Origin of the sequence: Paenibacillus sp. AN1007, assembly GCF_040702995.1 — a bacterium.
Taxonomy (GTDB): Bacteria; Bacillota; Bacilli; order Paenibacillales; family Paenibacillaceae; genus Paenibacillus.
Genome location: NZ_CP159992.1, coordinates 6194944 through 6217994, shown reverse-complemented (window position 1 = coordinate 6217994; position 23051 = coordinate 6194944). Strand labels below are relative to the sequence as shown.

The 23051-nt window shown below is 49.5% G+C and carries 19 protein-coding genes; 2 read left to right on the top strand and 17 right to left on the bottom strand.

Translation table 11 applies throughout. The annotated features are described in order from the left end of the window. Positions 1-97 precede the first annotated feature (97 nt). The 4 genes from ABXS70_RS27885 to ABXS70_RS27870 all read right to left on the bottom strand — a co-directional run bounded on the left by ABXS70_RS27885 (position 98) and on the right by ABXS70_RS27870 (position 6354). Entirely contained in the window at positions 98-2095 is a 1998-nt protein-coding gene (locus ABXS70_RS27885) for a glycosyltransferase (RefSeq protein WP_342553283.1), read from the bottom strand. Then, positions 2022-4427, bottom strand: a complete 2406-nt coding sequence (locus ABXS70_RS27880; protein WP_366292586.1) for a glycosyltransferase family 2 protein — start codon at positions 4425-4427, stop codon at positions 2022-2024. Before ABXS70_RS27880 ends, ABXS70_RS27885 begins: the two co-directional genes overlap by 74 nt. A 79-nt stretch (positions 4428-4506) precedes the next feature. Beyond that, complete coding sequence (locus ABXS70_RS27875; RefSeq protein ID WP_342553285.1) at positions 4507-5787, bottom strand: DUF6385 domain-containing protein; 1281 nt, start codon at positions 5785-5787, stop codon at positions 4507-4509. Positions 5788-5826: 39 nt separating this feature from the next. Continuing rightward, positions 5827-6354, bottom strand: a complete 528-nt coding sequence (locus tag ABXS70_RS27870) for a DUF6385 domain-containing protein (protein ID WP_342553286.1) — start codon at positions 6352-6354, stop codon at positions 5827-5829. Between the two features lie 210 nt (positions 6355-6564). Between ABXS70_RS27870 and ABXS70_RS27865 the strand changes: the two genes are divergently transcribed. Together ABXS70_RS27865 and ABXS70_RS27860 are read left to right on the top strand one after the other, a co-directional pair. Next, positions 6565-7098, top strand: a complete 534-nt coding sequence (locus ABXS70_RS27865; protein WP_366292582.1) for a hypothetical protein — start codon at positions 6565-6567, stop codon at positions 7096-7098. Between the two features lie 30 nt (positions 7099-7128). After that, a complete protein-coding gene (locus ABXS70_RS27860; protein WP_342553288.1) occupies positions 7129-7710 on the top strand; it encodes a hypothetical protein in 582 nt (193 codons plus the stop codon). A 106-nt stretch (positions 7711-7816) separates the two neighbouring features. On the opposite strand, the gene ABXS70_RS27855 is transcribed toward ABXS70_RS27860, so the two are convergent. From ABXS70_RS27855 to ABXS70_RS27795, 13 genes are all read right to left on the bottom strand, one after another. Then, entirely contained in the window at positions 7817-9193 is a 1377-nt protein-coding gene (locus ABXS70_RS27855; RefSeq protein WP_366292578.1) for an MFS transporter, read from the bottom strand. A gap of 70 nt (positions 9194-9263) precedes the next feature. Beyond that, the gene (locus tag ABXS70_RS27850) at positions 9264-10442 is read right to left on the bottom strand and encodes a winged helix-turn-helix domain-containing protein (RefSeq protein ID WP_366292575.1); all 1179 of its coding nucleotides are present in this window, start codon (positions 10440-10442) and stop codon (positions 9264-9266) included. A 280-nt stretch (positions 10443-10722) separates the two neighbouring features. Then, a complete protein-coding gene (locus tag ABXS70_RS27845; RefSeq protein ID WP_342553291.1) occupies positions 10723-11517 on the bottom strand; it encodes an ABC transporter ATP-binding protein in 795 nt (264 codons plus the stop codon). Position 11518: 1 nt separating this feature from the next. Beyond that, positions 11519-12439, bottom strand: coding sequence for an ABC transporter permease (locus ABXS70_RS27840; protein WP_342553292.1), 921 nt, complete (start codon positions 12437-12439; stop codon positions 11519-11521). A gap of 138 nt (positions 12440-12577) precedes the next feature. After that, positions 12578-13627, bottom strand: a complete 1050-nt coding sequence (locus tag ABXS70_RS27835; RefSeq protein ID WP_342553293.1) for an ABC transporter substrate-binding protein — start codon at positions 13625-13627, stop codon at positions 12578-12580. Between the two features lie 353 nt (positions 13628-13980). Then, a complete protein-coding gene (locus ABXS70_RS27830; protein WP_366292570.1) occupies positions 13981-14883 on the bottom strand; it encodes an Rpn family recombination-promoting nuclease/putative transposase in 903 nt (300 codons plus the stop codon). 238 nt (positions 14884-15121) lie between these two features. Next, on the bottom strand, positions 15122-15769 hold the full coding sequence (locus tag ABXS70_RS27825; protein WP_366292567.1) for a winged helix-turn-helix transcriptional regulator: 648 nt from the start codon (positions 15767-15769) through the stop codon (positions 15122-15124). 12 nt (positions 15770-15781) lie between these two features. Next, the gene (locus ABXS70_RS27820; protein ID WP_342556470.1) at positions 15782-16669 is read right to left on the bottom strand and encodes a rhodanese-related sulfurtransferase; all 888 of its coding nucleotides are present in this window, start codon (positions 16667-16669) and stop codon (positions 15782-15784) included. 235 nt (positions 16670-16904) lie between these two features. Next, positions 16905-18014, bottom strand: a complete 1110-nt coding sequence (locus tag ABXS70_RS27815; protein WP_366292564.1) for a hypothetical protein — start codon at positions 18012-18014, stop codon at positions 16905-16907. Positions 18015-18077: 63 nt separating this feature from the next. Next, positions 18078-19598 carry a HAMP domain-containing sensor histidine kinase gene (locus ABXS70_RS27810; RefSeq protein ID WP_366292561.1) on the bottom strand — a complete coding sequence of 507 codons (1521 nt, stop codon included), beginning with the start codon at positions 19596-19598 and terminating at the stop codon, positions 18078-18080. Next, positions 19595-20308, bottom strand: a complete 714-nt coding sequence (locus ABXS70_RS27805) for a response regulator transcription factor (RefSeq protein WP_342553298.1) — start codon at positions 20306-20308, stop codon at positions 19595-19597. The genes ABXS70_RS27810 and ABXS70_RS27805 overlap by 4 nt, the downstream gene beginning before the upstream one ends. 257 nt (positions 20309-20565) lie before the next feature. Continuing rightward, complete coding sequence (locus ABXS70_RS27800) at positions 20566-21444, bottom strand: AraC family transcriptional regulator (protein ID WP_342556471.1); 879 nt, start codon at positions 21442-21444, stop codon at positions 20566-20568. A gap of 165 nt (positions 21445-21609) precedes the next feature. Further along, positions 21610-23019: an MATE family efflux transporter gene (locus ABXS70_RS27795; protein ID WP_342553299.1), complete on the bottom strand. Its 1410-nt coding sequence runs from the start codon at positions 23017-23019 to the stop codon at positions 21610-21612. Positions 23020-23051 lie beyond the last annotated feature (32 nt).

Below are 23051 nucleotides of genomic sequence, written 5' to 3'. Positions count from 1 at the left end.
GCGTTTTTACCAAAGAAGTCTACCCCGCTCTGATTTATCACTTCTAACGTTCACTTTTAACGTTCACTTTTACTGCTCACGACTTCTGTCTCTCAGCTCAGCTCTCAAATCCATCTGCTCCCGGCAATTCCAGCCTTATATGCTGAATGACAGGCCAGTACGCATGACGCTGCCTCTCTTGCTCCATCTGTTCGCTGCCAGGTACAAGCTGTGCCAGATGATGATCGGCCGCACTAATCAGTCCTTTAACGAGCCAGCTTGTGCCGCTCAAAGTATCTGACGCTCCCGGGAAAGGTTGCTCACTCCGTTTTCCCTTCGTATCGCTCTCCCGGCGTTCTCTTTCAGTCCCACAGCGCTCCGGTTCACTGCCAGTACTCTGTTTCTGATTCAATCCCTGCCCCGCTATACGATCCACTTCCTCCAGCAGCTGACGTCCTCTTTGGATTAATCCATGCAGCGCCTGCCATCTTCCAGACCGGACGCACCCTTCCATCATCAGTCCGATTGCCTGCCAGCCATCATACATCCCTTCACGAACTGTGTTCGTGATGTTCTTACTGTCAGGTTTGTTTTGAAGTTCAGATCTATTGGTTTCTTGTGCGCCTTTCATCAGCCAGAGTGTAAGGGAATCACCTGGACTTGCTTCCTTTCCCTCCAACCACTGCATTCGTTCAAGCCAGCGGCCAGCCAGAGATGCCATTGAGCCCTTTTTTCGCTTCACGGTTTCAAATTTCAAACGCGCTTTGCCCCAATCTCCCCGCTGGATATGAAGTAATGCCTCCGCAGCAGATCGTTTCTCCCGCTGTTCCCCGGAAGGTACAGGTGACATCTCTCCAAGCAGTTCAAGAGCTGCATCGCAGCAGCGGCACTGCTCCAGAATACCCAGTACTTTAGCCAAAGCCTCCTCCGAATTTATCGCAAAACGTGACGCAGCCATCGCTGGAATCTGCTGTTCCTGACCGGATACCCGCATAATTCGAAATATACGATACAGCGGCGGCAGCAGACTGGATTTCGCACGCACGGCTTCCACATAAGCATCCACAGCTCCCTCCAGATCAGCCTTCCCTTCCAGCAGGCGGCCCAAGGTGTACCATGTCTGGTATGTGCCCATCCCTTCTTCGGTGTGATATATCGCCGGCGGCGGTCCCTGCAGAATGGCTTCACGAAGCGATTTCTCCGCTGCTGCCGTGTCCCCTATGGCATCCGCACAGATGGCACGGTGGTGCATCAGATCCGTGTACTCCGGGAACAACTCCAGCGCCCCATCCACGCAATCCAGAGCCTCCTGCCAGCGCTGCAGATGCTCCAGACAGCGAACTTCGTATTTCAACAGCAGATGAGCATAACTGGTTGTCGTCGGATCAATCATCTTGCGAGCTCTGCCAAACGATTCGAGTGCCTGCTCCGCTTCACCTACACGCAAATACTCCACGCCCAGATTATAGTGATGAAACGGCTGGCCCGGCTCCTCTGCCACAGCCTGCTGCAGCAGACGCACGTTGCGATTCACCTTATCTTTACGCTCCACAATCTCCGTCTGATACCCGTAATGGTGAATGACCATGTCTGTCACATGAAACGCAGCCTCCGGATTTCGCTCACAGATCGCTGCGGCAATCTGCTCATGAATTCGCCCCTTGAACCGGTGCCCAGGAGCATTGCGAAACAGACGCAGCACCGGATTAACCGTTACGCCCTGCTGACCCGAACCCGTATAGTTATGAATGTTTAAAAACAATCCGTCACATCCGCTGACTGCCGTCCAGCTTCTGAGCTGCTCCCGTGCTGCCTGCTCCAGTGCCTCGTCCGCATCAAGAAACAGAATCCAGTCGCCGGAAGCCTGCTCCAGGCCAGCATTCCGTGCTGCGGCAAAGTCATCGCACCACGCAAACTCAACGACCTTCGCGCCATACTTCCGTGCAATCGCCGCACTCCGATCTGACGAGCCGGTGTCCACTACGATGACCTCGTCAACTGCACCGCGTACACTTTCGAGACAGCGCGGCAGCACGTCTTCCTCATCCCTCACGATCATGCACAGGGAGATTCGCTGCGCCTGACCCTGATGAATCTGGTGCTGCTGTGCCTGCATGGTGATTCCTCCTCTCCTTTGCACAATACACGGTCCGCCAAGGGATGCCCTCGGCAGTCCGCAGCTGCAGTTCCAAAGCCATCCGTTGAGCCCCAAGCGCTGCATTTTCAGGGGAACGAATCTGTTCCTGACGGATTATCTCAACAGCCATCCGCAGATAACAGACGGCTGCTCCGGCACGAGCTGGACTGAGATCTGATCTACGTTCCAGTGCCTGTTCAAACAATGACAACGCCTGTTCCGAGTGCCCTTTCGCATACAGCGTCTCCCCAAGCCAAAAAAGCCCTTCCGCATCCAGCTCACCCTCGGTCATACACTGAATCAGCATCTCGGCAGCAATCATCGTATATCCATATCGATAGAGCAGACCTGCAAAACTCCGCCGAATTGCTGACTTGTTCCTCTCATGTCCCGGCATAATCCTGGAAAACTGCTCCTGCAGCTCCTGCGCAATCAACAGCTGGCCGCTCTGAACCGCCCGGGTTACGACTTGTTTTGCCGCAAGCTGTGCGGCTTCGCTCCACTGCAGAAGCTGAGCTTCCGTCACATCTATTGAGGAATAGCTAGTAGATGGTTGATATCTGTACTCATACAGCAGTCGGTCTGCTACCTTCCACATGTCCCTCTCCGGTGGTGCTGATGTCGCGAGAAAAGAGGGAGTTAACCTCTTTCCGATCGCCCAGCAGGCCAGAGCCCAGTCACTTTTCTCCACTGCTCGAAGGGCTCCAGTCGTAACTCCCTGAACCTCGGCAGCATTGACTAATCCGCTGTCGACCTGCTTCCTGTTCTTTCTGCTTGGTTCTCCCCAACGATCCTCAGCGAGATGCCATGCATCTGTGACTTGGCCTGCACACAGCAGCCAATGAATGCGATCACCCGCAGGGATACAGAGGTCGGACGCTTCACTGCCTAGTAATTGCAGTGCCTGCTTGTATGCTCCACATTCAGCAAGGGCATAGACGATTTGGATAAGCTCGGTCCCTCTATCCCAAGAGCAGTGGGGGCTATCCGACTGATCTGCTTGATCGGTCGAATCTCTCTGATTCAATAGATCAGACAAGTTCAGCAGCCGATCTGCAATCTGTTCATCCGAAATCCCCTGCTGCTGCAGCGCATCTGCCAGCCCCGTCCATGCAGGCTCATAGGTGGACAGATGCTTCAGCGCCAGCTCGTATAGACCAACAGCTTCCTGCACGAATCCCCGCTTCTGTGCGAGCCGGGCCATGGATGTATATGCCCGGTAACTACCTGAGCCCGCTTCAGTTACGTAAACAGGCTCGGTTACTGCTTCATCCGAGCCAGCCCTTTCTTGATTATCCTGTCTGGAGTGACAGGTGCTCGCCCGTGCATAGGCCCCATACGCCCGTTCCTGCAAACCCTGGCACTCCAGAATCTCGCCATATATCAAATGCAGATCTGCATATGCAGGGTAACGATGACATTCGGCGGCAAGCAGCATATGTGCCTCTTCGTAACGCTTCAGTGCTGTAAGCACTTTGGTTAAATCTTTCACCAGAGTAGGACGGTAAGGGGCCTGCAGTGCAGCAAGCCGCAGCGATTCAGTGAATGCATCCGCCGCCTGCTCCAGACTACCCAGCTGACAATGGGTTACTCCCAGATTGTACAGATGGAAGGGGTGTGCCGGTTGATCCGCCAGTTCCAGCTCAATCAGACGCAGATTCCGCTTGGGTTTATCACCTGCAGTGATGACCGATGCCAGATAACCATCATGATGTATACGTAAAGGCATCAGCGGTTCTAGAACTGCTTCTTCATCCGCTGTCCTGGCTTCTGGTGAATCTGAACGTGCATCGGTTCGCCTTCCAGACTCATTCACTGCAGGGGTATCGTCCCCGCGACACCCTTCATGGCGCTGCCTTACCAACTGCTCATGAATACGCCCTGTGTACCGATAACCATGATGTGCACGGAACAAGCGTACCGGATAGGATAGAACCTTGTTCTCCGGTCCATCACCGAGCTGATTTTCTATCGTTATGCGTAATCTCGTAACGCTTTTATGGACATTTGGCAGAACATGCATTAACTCTTCCAGGCCTTCAATGACATACTCATCAGCATCCAGGCAGAGAATCCATTCCGAGGCTGCCAAAGGCAGACTAATATTTCGAGCTTTGGCAAAATCATCTTCCCAACTGGCGTGCAGTACGGTCGCACCATAATTTCTGGCGATATCAGGTGTACGGTCGGATGAGCCGGTATCTGTAATAAACATTTCTAATCCTGCTTGTTTCAAGCTGTTCAGACAGCGGGACAGGTGCCGTTCTTCATTTTGCACAATCATATGAATGCCAAGCAATCGGTTCTGCATCCACATCCACCTCCAATACAAAAAAGTACACGAAGCCCACCAAAGTGAACTCCATGTACCTATATGACGGCAGAACTGGTTATGTGCCTTGTCCATTAAAGAACACGTCAATCGTGCTGGGGGCACCAATCAGGCTTGAACGATAGGAGAGCCGGGTGTATTTCAGAAATCGCTGCGGTACCAGAACATCTACAGAACCCGACAAAATACCAGTTACCGTAGTCACATCTGTATACCAGTTGGTTCCGTTGGCACTGATCTCTACCTGAGCATCCACCCTGTTCAGTCCGGGTCCCCTGTTATATACGAAGAAAGAATATGTGCCAAACACACTGGTTGTCACAGCAGGTAGGGGTGTGAACGTGTTAGCCGTCGGCGTGCCGATTAGCTGATTCTCCTGAAAACTTTTCTGTGAAATGGATGTTACACTGCTCAATGTCCCGGCAGTAATCGTTGCACCAAGGACGCTGGTAATGGTTCCGTTTAGCAGATTCGTCAATGTTCCGGCAGTGACTGTCGCGCCCAGAACACTCGTAATGGTACCATTCAGCAGATTGGTCAATGTTCCTGCTGTGACTGTGGCCCCAAGTACGCTGGTGATCGTTCCTGCTGTAATCGTTGTCCCAAGTACGCTCGTGATCGTACCCGCTGTGATTGTCGCACCGAGTACATTTGTAATGGTTCCGTTCAACAGATTCGTCAGCGTTCCGGCGGTTATTGTGGCTCCGAGCACACTGGTGAGCGTACCGTTCAGCAAGTTCGTCAGCGTTCCCGCTGTTACCGTTGCACCCAAGACACTCGTAATCGTTCCTGCCGTAATCGTTGCACCGAGTACGCTCGTGATCGTACCGTTCAGCAAGTTCGTCAGGGTTCCCGCTGTTACCGTTGCGCCCAAGACACTCGTAATCGTTCCTGCCGTAATCGTTGCACCGAGTATGCTCGTGATCGTACCATTCAGCAAGTTCGTCAGGGTTCCCGCTGTTACCGTTGCGCCCAAGACACTCGTAATCGTTCCTGCCGTAATCGTTGCACCGAGTACGCTCGTGATTGTACCGTTCAGCAAGTTCGTCAGTGTTCCCGCTGTTACCGTTGCACCCAAGACACTCGTAATGGTTCCTGCCGTAATTGTTGCACCGAGTACGCTCGTGATTGTACCGTTCAGCAAATTAGTAATTGTACCTGCGTTAATCGTCACCGTGGTAAGACCCGAAATATTGCTAATCGTTCCGTCCAGAATGATACCTACTACATTTCCGCTTGTATCCGTTCTGACGGGCTGGGCCGTACCCGTACTATCCTGACCAAAAATCAGCGTTCTCAAGTTATCCGGATTCGTATTAAACGTTGTAAAGTTAGGCATGAGCCTCGTCCTCCTCCCTGGACATTCTGTGTAATAAAACTACCTTACGAGCATACGCTGAGCCTGGAAGTAAACATCAAGCCGGGTGGATTGGCCCGGGTTCACAGGCAGGATGACCAGCCGGGTATAATGCAGAAATCGTACGGGCACAAGTGCCTTGGTCTGACCTGCTTCGATCACTTCCTGGCTATCTACCGCGTAATCCACAGCATTCGGGCTGATCTGAATCTGGACGATCGCCGGATGGGCTCCGCGATTTACCACGCCATAACTGTACATGCTTAGAGATGAGGTGTCCTGCGGCGGAAGTGCATTCTCACCTTGACCTGTCTCTGCTCCAGAATAGGTATGCTCTGTAAAACAGTGAGCAGCACCAGGGAGTTTCGTGCGTGAGAAAGCACCCTGTTTGAACCGGGGACGAGTGATCCGGGAACAAGGGGGCTTCAGCAGTTTGGCTTGGCGAGAACAACGGGATGGGCGGCGGCTGACATATTTAGTTTTCTGTCTTAATGTCTGGTTGATTGAGAATTTTGTTCTCTTCCTGCTTCGCTTTGCTGATCGACTCATCTCGATTTCCCCTTAAAAAATGTGCTTACGCATCGTATGCCCGGAATGGAAATACGGGCACGGCATTCGCCGCTATTCGGGAATTCGTACCCGGGTTCCCAAACGCTCCATCTCCCTTTTACATATATTGCTGGTAATGAGGACATGCGAAAAAGGGAAGCCGCGCGTTACTTCTCCTCTATTCTATCCGTCCGTAGGAGGTCAATCGGCATGACCAATACGAATGTGTTTAATCAGTCCAATGGACCTATATTTACACAACTAACCAACACGTTTACAGCTCCGGGAATCGGGGCCGCACCGGATACTGGTGCGGCAGCAGCAGGCAGCTTTTTCGCCCTGACCACGAACAATACGTTAATTCCATCCAACCAGAACCTGCTGCTGCAAATTCTGAATGCAGCCGGGAGCGGCAGAACGATACGGATCGCGAGTCTCTCGGGAGGTACAACCGCGGCAGCCACGCTTGTGCTCTACTCAGGCGGAACCGTAACCGTCGGCAGCACACCCGTGCCTGTGAATACATTACTGGGCAATGCCAATACCAGCATCGTGACAACAAGGCAGAATACAGGGACGCTAGGGGGGACCTTCACAAGTCTGCTCAGTATACCGCTCACCGCGGGCATGTATGCTCTGGACTTGAATGGCTCGATTGTTGTACCGCCCGGACAATCACTTTCCATTAGTTTGGGAATTGGCAACCAGACTGGAGCCATTAATCTGTTTTGGTGGGAATTCTAGCTTAACTTTTGAGCCAAGGTGGTGTATATCGTGCCGAATAACAATGTGTTTAATCCATTAAATCGACCCGTCTATACGTTCAATACAAACACCTATATCTCGCCAGGCATTGCTGCCCCACCTGAGAACAGTGCGGGCAGCACAGGCAATCTCTATAACGGAGGATCTACCAACTCCACTACACTCGGTTTGCTTGGAGGGAGTGTCACAGCAGCGCTGCAGCTCGCGAATCCGGCCTTAAGCGGCAGAACGCTGTATGTCTCGCGTTTATCCGGCGGCATAACGGTTGCACTCAATCTGCTGTCTTCCTTCAGCGGTACCATGACTCTGAGTGCTAACGGCACCCTTTCTTCTCCCAGCACACTTCCTGCAGTAAACAGCAATTTCTCCAGCACCAATACAAGTATTGCTGCAGTGCGCTTCTCCACATCTGCTCCGACGGGAGCGACAACATTGGTATCTATGCCTTTGCAAGTTGGGCCGTTTCAGTCCAATGAGTTTGGTAAATATGTGATTCCGCCAGGTCAGGCCATCAATCTGACTGTAACCGGATCACTCTCTGTTGCCGGCCTGCTGGCCTCCACAACGTATCTCACCTGGTGGGAAAGTTGAGCGGATGTCTTTAAGCCTTCCGATGCAGAAAACAAAAACAGCCACATTCGGATAAGTACCGAAGGCGGCTATTTGTTATTGAAAGACAAACATTTCACGAAATTCCTTATGCAGCAGACTCCGGATTTGCTTTCGAAGCGGAAGAGCTCGGAACTGTCCATAACATATGCTGTAACAAGATACCGCCAAGCCCAATCGCAAGCGTAACCATACCGATCATCTGAAAGGTGGGACTTGGCCCTGCCAAATGAATGAGCGCACCGCCTGCCAGCGGGGCAGCAACCAGCACAACGCTGAATAATGAATTTTGAATGCCGAATACACGTCCTACATAGTCAGGAGAGGTCTCTTTTTGCAGCAAATAATTCATCGTAACCATAAACAGTCCATTCCCCAGACCCGTACAGAGCCCCATGACAACAATCCATGCTGTCGAAGTATCCGGACCAACCCAGCCTAGTGCCGCAATTCCGGTACCAATAAGGAAGTACCCACCGCCAAGACCCCATCCATACCCTATTCTCGGCAAACGATCTAACAGCAGAATGATCAAAACCGCTCCAGCGCCAACGGATGAACCGAGCCAGCCGAGCAGGGATTCATTACCTGGCTTAATCTCCCGGAATAGGGTCGTAAATTGATATTCAATCATTAAAATAGACATCAGGCCTAAACACCCAAACACGATGGTATTCCTTACGGTGTGGTTACGACGCAAATATTTCCACCCCTGCTGCCACTGAATGAACAAACTTCTAGACTCCTTTACATCATGACCAGCAGGATCGCTGGATACAGCAAACTCCTGCTTCTCCACCAAACGCCGCAAAGGCCACAGTACAGCACCTGATAGCAGGCGGGCACATGCATTGATCAGAATGCAGATTTGCGGAGAGAAAAAGGCCAGTACGACTGCACCCAGAAGAGGGCCGGCTATCTTCGCACACTGATTCACAAATCCGTTCAGGGATGAAGCCTTGAATAACTGTTCTTCTGCCACGATCTGGCGGGTCAGCGCCTGCTGGGCAGGAACATGAAATACACTCATCATCGCACGCAGCGCCAGAAGCGGAAGCAGCCATGCCGGGCTTGGGGCGAATAAAATCCCCACCGTTAGGGCGATGGTAATACCATCACAGAGAAGCATGATTCTGACTTTATGCAGCCGATCCGCCAGTGCACCGGCGACCGAGCCAAACAGGATACCCGGCACCGCCATACAGACGGGGATTAGCGCAATAATTAACGGGTCAGCACCCCAGCGATAAGCCACCATTACCTGGATGGCCAGTGCATCGAACCAATCACCAAAAGTGGCGAGCGCGTAAGCCATAAACAGACGCACAAACCTAAGGTTAGCCCAAAGGCTTCTGGGGGCTTGGACAGTAGATTCACCAGATGGGTTATTTGGGTTAGTTGAATTGGGTGGATCTGCTGCATTGGACAAGTTCGACTCACCCATCATCGTTTTTTTGTTGGTCATCTTTGGTTTTCCTCCCTTGATTACAGCCAGCTTGTAAGCTAAATGTTCCTTGACTGTAATCTTAGAGGTGTTATGTCAGAGGAAGATCAGAGGATGAGGAATCTGAAGATAAAAAATCGCGGATCGTCTTCACGATCTGCTGCCCGTAGATGGATGCGCCGTACGATTTACTAATCTCCGCATAGATTTGTTGATATTTATTGCGAAGTCTCCCCTCGGTGCGATGGTGATTCATAAATAGAAGAATTTGATACGCTGAATTCAGAACCAGCGGTGCATGGAGTGACATTTTCAACACTTCCAGACCGTCGTCCATTCGCAGTTCCGCTTCTCTTATCCGCCCCTGCCGCAGCAGCCAGCAGCCCTCCAGCACCTGAAAACGGCCAATCTCTCTCAGATAGGGGGCGTCTTTTAATTGTGCACGCACAACATTCATCTGTTCCTCAACGGCCTCGCCGCTTCCACCCCACAGCTCCACAGACAATGCGGCGATACTCACGGGCAGCTTGAAATAGATTAACTGTTTTGCTTCCATCACGCGATACGTTTCTTCGAGCTGCTCCTTGGCTTCCTGATACCTGCCTGTTTCGGCATAGATATCAATAATATTTAGGATTCTCAGTTCCTGACGGTGCACTGCAGGCAGTACAGATGAATGAATCGCTTGTTTGTATAAAAGCAGACTTTCCGCCGGTTCAACGAAAGCATGCACATAAATCAGCAGCCAATACAGACGCTCTTCCAAAGGGAACTCCACTGTGTTCAGCAGCCAATCCAGATCTCCCTGTATAAAATGCAGGTACAATTGGTAGTACGGTTCGATCTGCACGCCAAGTGCCTCCTGCTGACGTACCAGCATTTGGATTGAATTACCCTGGCCGAACAGATGATATTTACGGAGCAGTCCATGAACAACTTCCTGCATCTCGGGATCATGGATCGAAGGCTTGGAAGGCAGCATGGCTCTATTCTCCCGTATAGCTAATCGGTAACCATAGCCGCGTACTGTATCCAAACTGACTTCATCCCAGCACTTCAGCTTCTTACGCAGACGATAGATGTGATCATCTACGGTGCGTTCCACCGGGTATTCCATCGGCCACACCCGATCCAACAGTTGACTGCGTGTGAAGGCTTTATCCTTATTTTTATACAGAAAATGGAAGAGTGCGAACTCCTTCGCCAACAGACGGATGGAGTCCATACGCTGGGATACTGTATAAGTGCTCTCATCAAATTGCAAAGACATTCCTCGTTTCCCCCTTGTGTGCTTCTATGTAAAATAGGAGAGGTCAGCGATCTTCTTTATCTCTTCCTGCTTACGTATCTCTCAAGTACCTATCATGTCTCTCTTCTTTTCTATCCAGCTGTTCTGCGGACTCTTATTTCTGGTTTCTATCCCGATCTCGGGCCTCTTCAACATACCATAAAAAAAGCTCTTTGCGATAACGCAAAGAGCCCTGTTAATATATTAAATGTGGATCTAATCTAACAAGAATCCCTCAAAGGAACCCCCTGTGCTCTAAATTTCATCCCAGCACAACGCGGTCATCTGCCATCTTCTTGCCGCTAATCTGCTCGAATTCGCCGAGGAGCTCAGGCACCGTGAGTGTGCGCTTACGCTCCTCACTGACATCGAGAATGATTCGTCCCTTATCCATCATGATGAGACGATTGCCAAGACGGATAGCCTGCTCCATGTTGTGAGTCACCATGAGCGTAGTGAGCCTCATCTCGCGAACAAGTGTCTCTGTCAGCTCGGTAATCAGCTCTGCACGAGATGGATCAAGTGCAGCCGTATGTTCATCCAGCAGCAGAATCTGCGGCTGAGTGAACGTTGCCATCAGCAGACTCAGCGCCTGACGCTCGCCGCCCGACAGAAGACCCACCTTGGCATTCGGGCGTTTCTCCAGCCCGATTCCCAGTTTCTCCAGCTGCGCGTTAAAGATTTCACGTCTGGCACGGGTCACACCAAAGCCAAGTCCGCGTCCCTTGCCGCGTTTGTACGCCATTGCCATATTCTCTTCAATAGACATATGCGGTGCCGTTCCAGCCATCGGGTCCTGAAAGACACGACCGATCCAGCTGCTGCGTTTATGCTCCGGCAAATTTTTAATCGATCGATCATTGATCAGTACGTCGCCCATATCCGGTTTCATGACTCCCGAAATAATATTCATCAGGGTTGATTTTCCGGCTCCATTACTGCCAATGACCGTTACGAAATCGCCTGGATTCATTGTCAGGTTTACTCCAACCAGCGCCGTTTTCTCGTCGGTTGTGCCTGGATTAAAGAGCTTCGTAACTTGTGTAATCTCTAACATGCTACATGCCCCCCTTTGCCTGTTGGCCGCCGGAGCGCATCAGCTCTTCGGTTCGTTTGCGAGCGAGACTGCGCTGTTTCATTGAACGCTGCATCGTCGGGAAGACGAGTGCGATAATAACGATAACAGCCGTGATCAGCTTGAGATCGGACGTATCAAACCATTCCACCTGCAGGGCCAGTGCAACCACAATACGGTAAATAATTGAGCCGACTACAGCCGCCAGCGTTGCCCAGAATACCGTTCTGGCTCCGAGGATCGCTTCGCCAATAATGACGGAAGCCAGACCAATGACAATCATCCCGATGCCCATCGTAATATCTGCAAACCCGGATTGCTGGGCAATAAATGCACCAGACAAGGCCACGAGTCCATTGGACAGGCTTACACCAATAATGGTAGTCACATCTGTGTTCGCACCGAAGCTGCGAATCATTCGTTTGTTATCTCCTGTGGCACGAAGTGCGAGACCGATATCTGTTTTCATGAACAGATCGAGCATGATTTTGAATACCAGCACAACGATGATGATCAGAATCATGACATGTTCACCTGAGAACGGCGTTTCTACGCCCATAATCGATTTATTTGGTGCGCCAAGAATGCGCATGTTGATTGAATATAGGGCAATCATCATCAAAATCCCGGACAGCAGTCCGTTAATTTTGCCTTTGGTATGCAGCAGACCCGTGAGGGCTCCAGCGATCATTCCGCCAGCCATTGCAGCCAAGCAGGCCAGCCAAGGAGAGTACTCATTGGAGATCATGACCGCCGCAATTGCGCCCCCTGTAGTAAAACTTCCGTCTACGGTAAGATCGGGGAAATCCAGAATGCGGAACGTAATGTATACACCCAGTGCCATCAGCGCATATAACAGTCCCAGCTCGATTGCCCCTTCAATGGAATTCCAACTTATACTCACACTGCTTCCTCCCTGTCTATCTCTATCGAAAAAAATGAGGCGAACCCTCTGTACGTTCGCCTCGAATCCGTCTGTCGAAGTATTGTCATACGGCCAGCTGCACCATAAATGAAACCGGCCGTTTTGTTCATTGGCTCATTATTTGATAATGTTGTTATCCTGATCTTTCACTTCGGCCTTCATCTCATCCGTTACCGTAATCCCCTGGGCTTCAGCCGCCTTCAGGTTCAGAATCAGATCGAGCTTATCCGGTACGGTAACTTTCATGTCGCCTGGTTTTGTTCCATTTTTCAGAATGTCCGCAGCCATCTCACCAACTTGGTAGCCGTGGTCATAATATTTGAAGCCTACGGTCGCAAATGCGCCTTTCTCCACCGTATCGCGGTCACTGGAGAAGAATGGAATTTTATTGCTGTTTGCTGTCTGGATAATCGTATCTACTGCACTCACGACGGAGTTGTCGAGTGTAATGTAGAACGCGTCAACTTTGCCAACCAGCGAGTCTGTCGCTTGTTTTACTTCCGATGTATTGGTTACTGGTGCTTTAACCAGCTTGATGTTATGTGCTGCCAGAGCCTTCTCTGCATTGTTAGCCATGACAACGGCATTCGGTTCACCTTCGTTGATCACCAATCCCACTGTCTTCACGTTTGGCATATTTTTCGCGATAAAGTCAGCCAGCTGCACGATGGCTTCCGGGTTCGTGTCCGATGCTCCGGTCACATTGCCGCCCGGCTTGTCCATGTCACTCACGAGCTTGGCACCCAGTGGATCGGTTACAGCAGCAAACAGGAGCGGCTTGTCCTTCACCTGCTGCGCGAGGGCCAGTGCAGATGGAGTAGCAATTCCGAGTACGAGGTCGTTTTTGGAATCACCCGCAATTTTCTGTGCAATAGACAGGTTATTCGTTGAATCCCCCTGTGCATTGTTGTAATCGATCTTGAGGTTTTTGTTCTCTTCAATGCCTGCGTCTTTCAGGGCCGCGATGAAACCTTCACGTGTTGCATCCAGTGATGGATGTTCAACAATCTGGGAGATAGCAATCTGATAGGACTTTTCAGCGCTGCCTCCGCCTGTTGTGCTGTCTGATCCTTTGGACTCCGAGCCTGAACCGCTGTTATTTCCGCAACCTGCTGCCACGATCATCGAAGCAGCCATCATCAGTGACATCCAAAACTTCTTTTTCATCTGTAAGAACCCCTCTCCATTTGTTAAAATGTGATCCCCCACACCGCTGCTCCGTCAACCTTCCGTCGATACGATAAGGCGGGATAAAACGAACGCTTCAACGCATTGTTGCTTTGATCGACAAAAGCAGACAAATCTAGACTTTGGGCATGCGACTGAAGTCCATACCGTGCTGCTCTTTTATTGTTTTCCTAATATTAAAGTGCATCCCGGCTTCCGTCAATGGTTGAACCGCTTCCAATTTCATTTCGGAGAATAAATATGGTAGGTTTCTTTACATGTTATCAAAAAAAGGCAATCCGTAGAATATACGAATTGCCTTGCTGATTTATTAGGAAACTGACATATTAAGGTCATTTATTTTGTTGGATGCTTTCCAATTCAGAAGAGCTTAGTCCTGTCGCTTTAATGATAATCTCTTCATCAAGACCAAGAGCCAGCATATTTTGCGCAATTTTGCGTTTACTCACAGCTTCACCTTCTTTAATACCTTCTTTAATACCTTCTTTGATTCCTTCCTCAAGACCTTTTTTTAATCCCTCTTCCCTCGCTCCCTCAATCATCGAGGCTTCGTCTCGCAGAAACTTTTGCCGTGCTTCGTATTCCTGGCGCGCCTGTTCATCTTGGCTTAGGAACTCGAGTACACTCATGGCCTTTTTCAAAGCAGGTTCCAATTCATGCATCATAAACGCCTCCCAGCTGGATTTGGTTATCCCCCTCAAAAATAACAGCCAACGCACTAATCCGTCATCCATCTTGATGTTGTTATCATTTAACTTAGGGATTTCCATAAAATGAATTTCTAAATCATCGGTTAACGGTATATTGGTATGATCCTCTCTTAAATGAAATATGTTGTGATACTGATCATTAGGAAGCATACTGAAATTTATAATATTGATGGTTACACATTTCTTAAGTTCATTATAACGCTGCCCTTCGAGTAATTGTCCAGAAAATTGCTTCCCCCAATAAAACAACGTTCTTTTTTCTAGATCATACTGGTTAAACAACTGCATTTCTACATTAATGAGTTTGCCCTTATCTGTTTTTGCATGAATATCTAATATGGACTGCTTCTCTCTCGGCGTATTCTTGTCCGTGTATGGATTTAGTAAAACAATCTCTGTTAAAAGAGATTCTCCTGCATTCTTGAATGTCTGATTAAGAAAAGCCAAAAGTACATCCTTGTTATCTTCACTTCCAAAAATACGCTTGAACACATAATCGTTCTTGGGATCAAGAAGTTCATTCATCACTATTCGCTCCTATGCGCAAATTTAACAATATATATCCGCTCTATGCCTACAGATATAAAGATGCAGCATGCACAAGATGTGAACTCCATTATAGCAGGTTTATCTCCATTTTGACACGTAAATACGTAATTTAATTCGTAAAAACGTGATTTTTTATCAAAAAAAGAGACAGCCTCGATATACCAAGACCATCTCTTTATACAAATTATTCTGCTCAGATCATTCTCGTTCTCACTTAATTTCCCGACGCTTCACGAATCTGATACCTGCACTTCTTGCCGCCGTCAGCGTAACATTCAGTGCGCTCCACCTCTGCTTGCAGCAGCGAGCGGAACAGCTCCAGTTCACAGCGGCAGGCCTGCTTGTACACACTCGCGACTTGTACGATCGGACAGTTCAGCTCAGTGATGACATACGTGCCATCCTCTTCTCTGGACGCATCCGCCATATACCCGTTGGCATTCTGGATTCGTGCCAGTTCCTCCACGCGTCCCGCGAGGTCATGCCCCTCCATCTGCGGCAAGCCGCTGCGAAGCAGCTTGTCACGGCGGCCTTCGAAAAGGGCATCCACGACACTACCACCTGCGGTGTCTGACAATTCTTCAAGCAGCTCCAGTGTCAGGGAAGAGTAAGACTTCGGAAAATAACTATCTCCACGATCCGTCAGATGGTATACCGACGATGGTCGTCCCGCTGTTGCCCGAGCCTCGCGTACTTCAATCCAGCCGTCCTGCTCCAGTGCTGTCAGATGGCGGCGAATCGCCATACCGGTCAGTCCAAGCTTTGCAGTGATTTCCCGTGCAGTCATCGTTCCCTGCTGTTTCAGCATGAACAAAATCCGTTCACGCGTTGTACGTTCTTCTTCACGCTTCACGTTCAGCACCTGCTCTCCTGCTTATGCGTGTACGGGCGCTGCCTCCCGGCAAGCATCCGAGCAAAAGCGGTTATGCGTCTCTTCGCAATCCTCACAGCACACATGCTGCAGGTTGCAGGTTGGACAATTAATATATCGGTCATGTGTCGTTCCGCAGTGATAACAGCTGGCGATGACAATATCTTCATCGGTGCGGTTAATCGGCACTGAGATTCGCTCATCAAATACATAACATTTACCGTCAAACAGACGTCCCTGCACCTCAGGGTCTTTACCGTACGTGACAATACCACCTTCAAGCTGGGCAACATCCTGGAAGCCTTCTTTGATCATGAACCCTGTCAGCTTCTCGCAGCGAATACCGCCCGTGCAGTACGTAATGATGGTTTTATCTTTCATATCGCCAAGATTCTCCCGAATCCATTCCGGGAACTCGCGGAACGATTCGACATCGGGACGAATCGCCCCGCGGAAATGACCGATTTCATACTCATAGTCATTACGACCATCGATGACGATCACATCCTCACGCTGCAGATGTTCGTGGAACTCCTTCGGCGAAAGGCGCTTGCCGCTGATCTCGTTCGGATCAAGCTCTTCATCTACGCGGAACGTCACCAGTTCTGCTTTGTGACGTACAAAGATTTTTTTGAACGCATGCTCTTCCACATCATCAATCTTGAACACCATGTCTTTGAACAACGGGTTTGCATGCATGTCCTTCATGTACTGCTCCGTCTGCTCCGGCGTTCCCGATACGGTACCGTTGATTCCTTCGGAAGCAATCAGAATACGGCCTTTCACCCCTAGGTCTTTACAGTACTGCAGATGCTCCTGCGTAAACGTCTCGGGGTCTTCAATCTTCACGAACTTATAATATAAAAGCACGCGGTACGCGCTGTTACACATGTATATCACCTGTTCCTCTTCCATGTTGTTGGCCGGTTCCTCCGGCGAGCCTCCTACGCTGCACCCTTACTTGAAGAAAAAGAAAAGAAACAGCCGCCCGAAACATGGTCTCGAACTGCTGTCTACCATTCGACTATATATTCCTGCATACTAGTTTATCGGAAGCAGATTAACTTAGTCAATATAAATGTATAGAAAGGCATGAAAGATATGGAACAGGCCCCTTATGTGAAGCCTATTCTGATATCGTAATGATCGATGTCACGAAATGATATTTTTCATTCTCCATCACGGATTGTGACAGCAGCATTTTGTCCCCTTCGGGGCTCCAGGCTACCGGATCGGACACATTGTCCATATCCGCAGAAATTTGAAACTGCTCTGCCGATTCGGTGTTGGAAACAAATAACCCTTTTTCGTTATCATTATCGGAATTAATCGTGTACGCAATCTTGGAGTCATCACCCGACCAGCTTGTGCCAAAAATCTGTGTGCCTCTGGCAAGTGTGGCCTTCTCATTTCCTTCCAGATCGGTGAGCACCAGCGCCCGTTTCGTATCTGCTGTTTTTTTCACAATGGCAAGTCTTGTCCCGTCGTTCGAAGGAATAACCCACTCTGCGCTTTTAAGCACTTGTCTTACTTCGCCCGTCTTTGCATCATACGCATTCAACTGTCCATCTTCTCCGGTAATATAATAGACCACGCTGTTTGCCACCTTGATGCTCTTTACGTTAAAAGTACCTGTCTCAACCAGTACCTTCGTGGTGCCGTCCAGTGCAGCCGAGATCAGATCTCCTTTCATATTCGAGAAAACGACATGTTCATTGTCCAGCCATGCACCCTCCTGAATAAATCCATCCTCTTTACCCGCTGCCACGGCTTCTCCGCTCTGCAGGTTTAAAATGAAGGGCCAGCCCGTTGTTTCCTCCGTCTCCCAGTAGAACAGATGCTGTCCATCCGGTGACACCTGCGGTGCTCCCAAATTAACTTCACTTTCTTTGAGCGCTGTATCTGTGCCCTTCGCGAGATCATACTTATACAGGTTATGCGGATACCGTTCTTCTCCCTCTACACTAACGGGTTTCATGGAGGTGTTTTCTTTATCTGTGACGACGGAGCCCTTACTTAACCAAGTGATTCCCCGCATATTAGGCAGTTTATCTATTTTCTCCAGCTTAAGGCTCTGGTAGACGGAAGTATTGGTATTATCTTTCACGGTAATATCGGTGGCTGTTTTGCCCCCTGCTTCACTGCCCCCCGGCTCTGCTGTACTTCCACAGGCAGCTGTTGTTAGCAAAGCGACTGCACCCAGCGCTCCAAATGCCGCTTTCATCCAATTCATCATTTTCATGGTCCCCCTTGATTTCTCTTGTATAAGACCCATTCTAAAGCCGGGATACTTCCAAAGTTATTCAGACTTGTTTCCAACTTGTAAACTTGTATCTATATCTGTATCTACGAGTGGGAATACGAGTTGGAATGTTACGCCTTCTTGATTCTGTTCATCGCCAGGCAGCAGTGTAATGGTTCCGTCCTGCTTTTCCACAAACTGCTTTACAAGCGACAGGCCAAGCCCGGTTCCGCCTGTTTTTCGAGCTCTATCCTTATTGACAGTGTAAAAAGGTTCAAATATCTTCTCTCTTGCCTCATCCGGGATCGGCGTTCCTGAGTTATGGATACGAATCATGACTCGGGGCTGTCCCTGCATTCGCCGCTCATTCTCTACCCGGATGGTACCTCCCGGAATATTATATTTAATCGCATTATCCAGCAGATTAATGAAAATGTGCATCAAGCTCTCGCGGTCACTGTGAATAATGGCAGGTTCAAGATGCAGTTCCATTTTCAATGCAAACTTCTCCACTTTGCCTCGCATTCGTCCGCAGGCATCCTCCAGCAACGCGCGAATCTCTACATCCTCGGCCAGATTCTCAAAATCATACTTCTCCAGCGCAGACAGATGCAGCACCTTCTCTACCATTTCATATAATCGCTCGGTTTCTTTACCGATGTTACTGATCGCATCGTCCAGCAGCTGTGGATCATCCTTGTACATGTTCAGCAGCTCCACATAGGCCTTAATGGACGTTAACGGTGTCTTGAACTCATGACTGATATTGCCGATATACTGTTTCTGCTGCTGTTCCAGTGCCTGTAATTTCTCAATCGCCAGCTGAAGCTTCTGCTGCTCGGTATGCATGGCTGCTATATTTTGTTGAATAGATGTGCTCATATAGTATATCCCTTGTCCCAGCTCACCCAGTTCGTCCTTGCGTTTAACCGGAGACTCGGTAATATAGTTCCCTTCCTGAATGGAGGCTGCCGACTTCTTCAACCGGGTAATGGCTGCGGCAAAACGGTTGTAGAACAGATATCCGAGAATGAAGCTCAGTGCAACTACTACGATGCCTGCCCACAGGAACAGCTGCCGAATCCGCGCGTAAAAATCATGATAACTCTGGACCGGATACTGAATCCATACCGCACCGATTTGTCCCTCGGGACCGTCCAGCGGCGCAGCATAAAGCAGTGTCTCCCCCTGCTCATGATAAGCTATTTTATTTTGTAAGGCGTAATTCAACGTCTCCTGAACCAGTTCACTTTCATTTTGGGGAAAAGAAGCACCCACTTGTTTCCCGCTCATATCATACAGCGCAATCGGCAGGCCTGTTGAATTAGACAGAGCCTGCACCAACCTTCGCCCATTCTGCTGCAGAAACATTCCCGGCTCCTGGCGAACAGCTTCGGTATAATACGCTTGGCGTACATTCAGATTGACCAGCCTTGTCTGCTGGGCCAGAATACTTTCAACCTGTGACTGCTGATTCAGTTCAATACCTCGCAGTACCAGTGAACTCAAGACAACTACGGTGAGAATGAGCAGTGCCGCCAGAAACACACTGAATTTCAGCTTGATGCTGACTCTCATACTGCCCCGCCTGCTTCAGGAGCTGCAGCCTTGTACCCAATTCCGTATACAGTCTGCAGCATTTGCTGGTCGGTGTCCCCGATTTTTTTACGCAAACGCTGCATATGAATATCTACCGTCCGAGTGCCCCCTGCGTATTCCATGCCCCACACCCGGTCAAGTAAATCATCTCGTGTGTACACTCGCTCCGGGTTTGACATTAGAATCATCAGCAGGTCGAACTCCTTCGGCGTTAAATCCAGCTTCTCTTCATTTACCGTTACCGTGCGGTGGGCGGCATGAATGCGAACTGCCCCGTTCACAACAGCCTGACCCTTGGTATCGTCCAGTGGGGTTGAAGCGGTCTTTTCTACCCGGCGCATCAGTGCCTTCACGCGGGCCAGCAGTTCACGGATTTCAAACGGTTTCGTCATATAATCATCCGCACCCATCTCAAGACCGACAATCTTATCCACAAGTTCGTTCTTCACAGTAAGTAAAATAATGCCGATATCCTCGCGGTCTTCCAGCCTGCGGCAAACACCGTATCCATCCAGCTTGGGCATCATCACATCCAGGATCATGACCTGCGGGTTGAACGCAGCCACTTTCATCAGTGCTTCTTCACCATCACTCGCTGTCTCCACCTCATATCCTTCACGCCGCAATGCGTACGCAATGGCACTGACAATGCTGGATTCATCATCCACAACAAGCACTTTTCTATTCATCGGATTCATCCTTTTTATCTGAGTCATAATGTTTATGCGTCTATGTTAGCAAGGTATTGTCTAAATACGCCATGAAAAGTTTGATCATTCCCAGCAGGAGAGGTACCAAACGGACGGCATGCTGGCCGCTCTTCTATTTTTATACCCTAAAGGCAGCAAAAAGAGCCATTCCACCAGATGGGATGGCTCTAACTTCGCACAAAATTCAGATAGAATGAGTAAAACTTGTTTATGTTACACCAACAACTTTTAATTTTTCACTCCTCAAACGATAAATTTAAAGGCTCGTCCGCCATCTCATATTCTGTCTCCATATGGGTCACAGGAGTGCTCGGGTCCACTTCCTCAAAGCGGAAACTGTCGACCCAGACCTTACCTTTACCGTTCAGGAGTACCCCGAACGAGATCGTTTCACTCGCTGCCGGGACATCCAGCACAATACTGTATTGATTCCAGGACTGTGTACCCGTGATCGGCCTGTCATGCATATTATCAAACTGCAGTACATCTTGAGCCTGGTTAGCTACACTCATCCATAGTCCGCAAAATGCTTCCACACGATCGGTTTTGACAAAGCCAGACAGTTTCATCCGTTTGCCCAAATATTTATCCGCCTTAAACTGCTGCATCATGGTAGCAAATTCATTAGGTGTCATCGGTGTGACTGCCTTCAAATACCCTGAGGCCTTCCCTTGATGTACCTCTGCAGGATCAATACCCATCTCATAATTTTGCGGGTGACTCCCGGTCAACATCCAGCCTTTGATTGCAGTTTCAGCATTCATTTGTAATTCTCCTCCTCTAGTTTTTCCAGTGAATAGTTTCAGATTAAATAGTTTACGAAAACGTCCGGGCGGCATGCCATACATTTTGCGAAAAGCACGAGTAAACGCTTCCTGACTTTCAAATCCACATGCCAGCGAAATGTCCAGGATGCCTGCTTTCGTCGAACGCAGTGCCGTAGATGCCAGGCTCATCCGCCGATGGCGAATGTAATCAACGACCGTCATACCCACCTCATCCCGGAATACCCGGTGATAATGATAAGGCGATAACAACGCCTTGGCAGCCACGTCTTCCAGTCCAATCTCTTCATGCAGATGGCTCTCAATATAGAACAAACTGTCCTGAATCATCTCCTGATAACGGCTCAATTAAGGATGGCCCCCCTTCCATATCCATACTATACGTGTTCGCGCAGCAGCCGTTTTGATCATTTTTGCGAAATTAAAAAAGAAGAGCCAGACCGGGACAACCATGTCCTCGTCTGACTCTTAACAATCTCACAAGCAATAACTCCCTTAAACTGCCGGAACCGGCTGTCCGCTAACCTCATCTTCCTCGTGCTCCACCAGCTCATGTTTCTCCCACGCACGGCTCTTCCAGCGGAAGTACATAATAACCGCCCGTGTCCATTCGTCTGCGGCAATGGCAAGCCACACACCTGCAAGCCCCATGTTAAGCTGGAATACCAGCAGATATCCAAGAGGCAGACTCATGCACACCATGGAGATCAGCCCCATGTATACCGGGAACTTCGCATCCCCCGCTGCACGCAGGGAACCAATAATGACGATATTGCAGGTTCGCCCGGTTTCAAGTACTAAACTTAGCAGCAGGACTTGAGCACCTAGTCGGATGATCTCCGGATTTTCCGTAAAGATACCCATCAGCGGCACACGGAAAATGATGATAATCACGTCAATGACAATCGTGGCCAGAAGCGCCCATTTCACACTGTCAAATACACGTTTGTATGCATCATCCTTGCGCCTTGCGCCCACAAGCCGGCCCACAATGATGGACGTTCCCATACCGATCGCCATACTGAACAGATAAATATAACTAGAGATATTGCCTGCGTACTGCTTCGTTGCCATAGCTTCTGCCCCCAGATAAGTCACGTACAGCGTGAATACCAGTTGGCAGGAGTGATATACCATGGACTCCATCGCAGATGGAATGCCGATTCGCAGAATTTTACCAATAAAATGTTTGGACAATTTAATGTAGTATTCAAAATCAACACGTACCTCGCTTACACGATACAGCAGCCAGAAGAAGACCAGCAGGCAGATGAAACGGCTGCCCACCGTCGAGATCGCTGCCCCTTCCACCCCCAGCTTCGGCAGGCCGAAATGTCCAAAAATCAGCGCATAGTTACCAATCACGTGAATGACGTTCATAAACACGGAGACATACATCGTTTCCTTCGTATAACCGTGTGTCCGGATCGTTGCAGCAAGTGCATTAATGAGGGCCTGCAGGAAAATCCCGCCCCCTACAATACTGATATAGGATCGAGCATAATCGTAAATTTCACCTTGTATGTTTAAAAGTGACAGCAAATGTCCACCAAACACCAGGAAGATCACACTAAGGATCAATCCGACCGCTAGGTTTAGCGTAATGGCATTACCTGTAACCTGCGCTGCTTCTGTCAGCTTTTTCGAACCGATATATTGGGCCACAACAATTGCAGCACCATGTCCAATGACTTCAAGTACAAGAATCGCAATCGAGATAATTTGGTTGGCTGCGCCCACCCCGGAAACGGCATTATCCGATACCGAGCTAAGCATGAGCGTATCCACGCTCCCCATCAACATAAACAAGAAGAGTTCTAGGAAAATAGGCCAAGTCAGCCGGATCAGCTTCAGGTCCTGGGCGTCTGAACGGAGGGACTCTTTGGTCGAGGATATTGCTGTCATTTTCTCACCTTTCCAACGTTTGCTTTAATTCA

What these genes read in the sequence shown, in the direction of transcription:
- ABXS70_RS27810 (WP_366292561.1), bottom strand. Translation starts at nt 19,598, where the DNA reads ATGAGAGTCAGCATCAAGCTGAAATTCAGTGTGTTTCTGGCGGCACTG.
- ABXS70_RS27815 (WP_366292564.1), bottom strand. Translation starts at nt 18,014, where the DNA reads ATGATGAATTGGATGAAAGCGGCATTTGGAGCGCTGGGTGCAGTCGCT.
- ABXS70_RS27830 (WP_366292570.1), bottom strand. Translation starts at nt 14,883, where the DNA reads ATGAATGAACTTCTTGATCCCAAGAACGATTATGTGTTCAAGCGTATT.
- ABXS70_RS27885 (WP_342553283.1), bottom strand. Translation starts at nt 2,095, where the DNA reads ATGCAGGCACAGCAGCACCAGATTCATCAGGGTCAGGCGCAGCGAATC.
- ABXS70_RS27805 (WP_342553298.1), bottom strand. Translation starts at nt 20,308, where the DNA reads ATGAATAGAAAAGTGCTTGTTGTGGATGATGAATCCAGCATTGTCAGT.
- ABXS70_RS27820 (WP_342556470.1), bottom strand. Translation starts at nt 16,669, where the DNA reads ATGTGTAACAGCGCGTACCGCGTGCTTTTATATTATAAGTTCGTGAAG.
- ABXS70_RS27850 (WP_366292575.1), bottom strand. Translation starts at nt 10,442, where the DNA reads ATGTCTTTGCAATTTGATGAGAGCACTTATACAGTATCCCAGCGTATG.
- ABXS70_RS27880 (WP_366292586.1), bottom strand. Translation starts at nt 4,427, where the DNA reads ATGCAGAACCGATTGCTTGGCATTCATATGATTGTGCAAAATGAAGAA.
- ABXS70_RS27865 (WP_366292582.1), top strand. Translation starts at nt 6,565, where the DNA reads ATGACCAATACGAATGTGTTTAATCAGTCCAATGGACCTATATTTACA.
- ABXS70_RS27845 (WP_342553291.1), bottom strand. Translation starts at nt 11,517, where the DNA reads ATGTTAGAGATTACACAAGTTACGAAGCTCTTTAATCCAGGCACAACC.
- ABXS70_RS27835 (WP_342553293.1), bottom strand. Translation starts at nt 13,627, where the DNA reads ATGAAAAAGAAGTTTTGGATGTCACTGATGATGGCTGCTTCGATGATC.
- ABXS70_RS27855 (WP_366292578.1), bottom strand. Translation starts at nt 9,193, where the DNA reads ATGACCAACAAAAAAACGATGATGGGTGAGTCGAACTTGTCCAATGCA.
- ABXS70_RS27875 (WP_342553285.1), bottom strand. Translation starts at nt 5,787, where the DNA reads ATGCCTAACTTTACAACGTTTAATACGAATCCGGATAACTTGAGAACG.
- ABXS70_RS27795 (WP_342553299.1), bottom strand. Translation starts at nt 23,019, where the DNA reads ATGACAGCAATATCCTCGACCAAAGAGTCCCTCCGTTCAGACGCCCAG.
- ABXS70_RS27870 (WP_342553286.1), bottom strand. Translation starts at nt 6,354, where the DNA reads ATGAGTCGATCAGCAAAGCGAAGCAGGAAGAGAACAAAATTCTCAATC.
- ABXS70_RS27800 (WP_342556471.1), bottom strand. Translation starts at nt 21,444, where the DNA reads ATGATTCAGGACAGTTTGTTCTATATTGAGAGCCATCTGCATGAAGAG.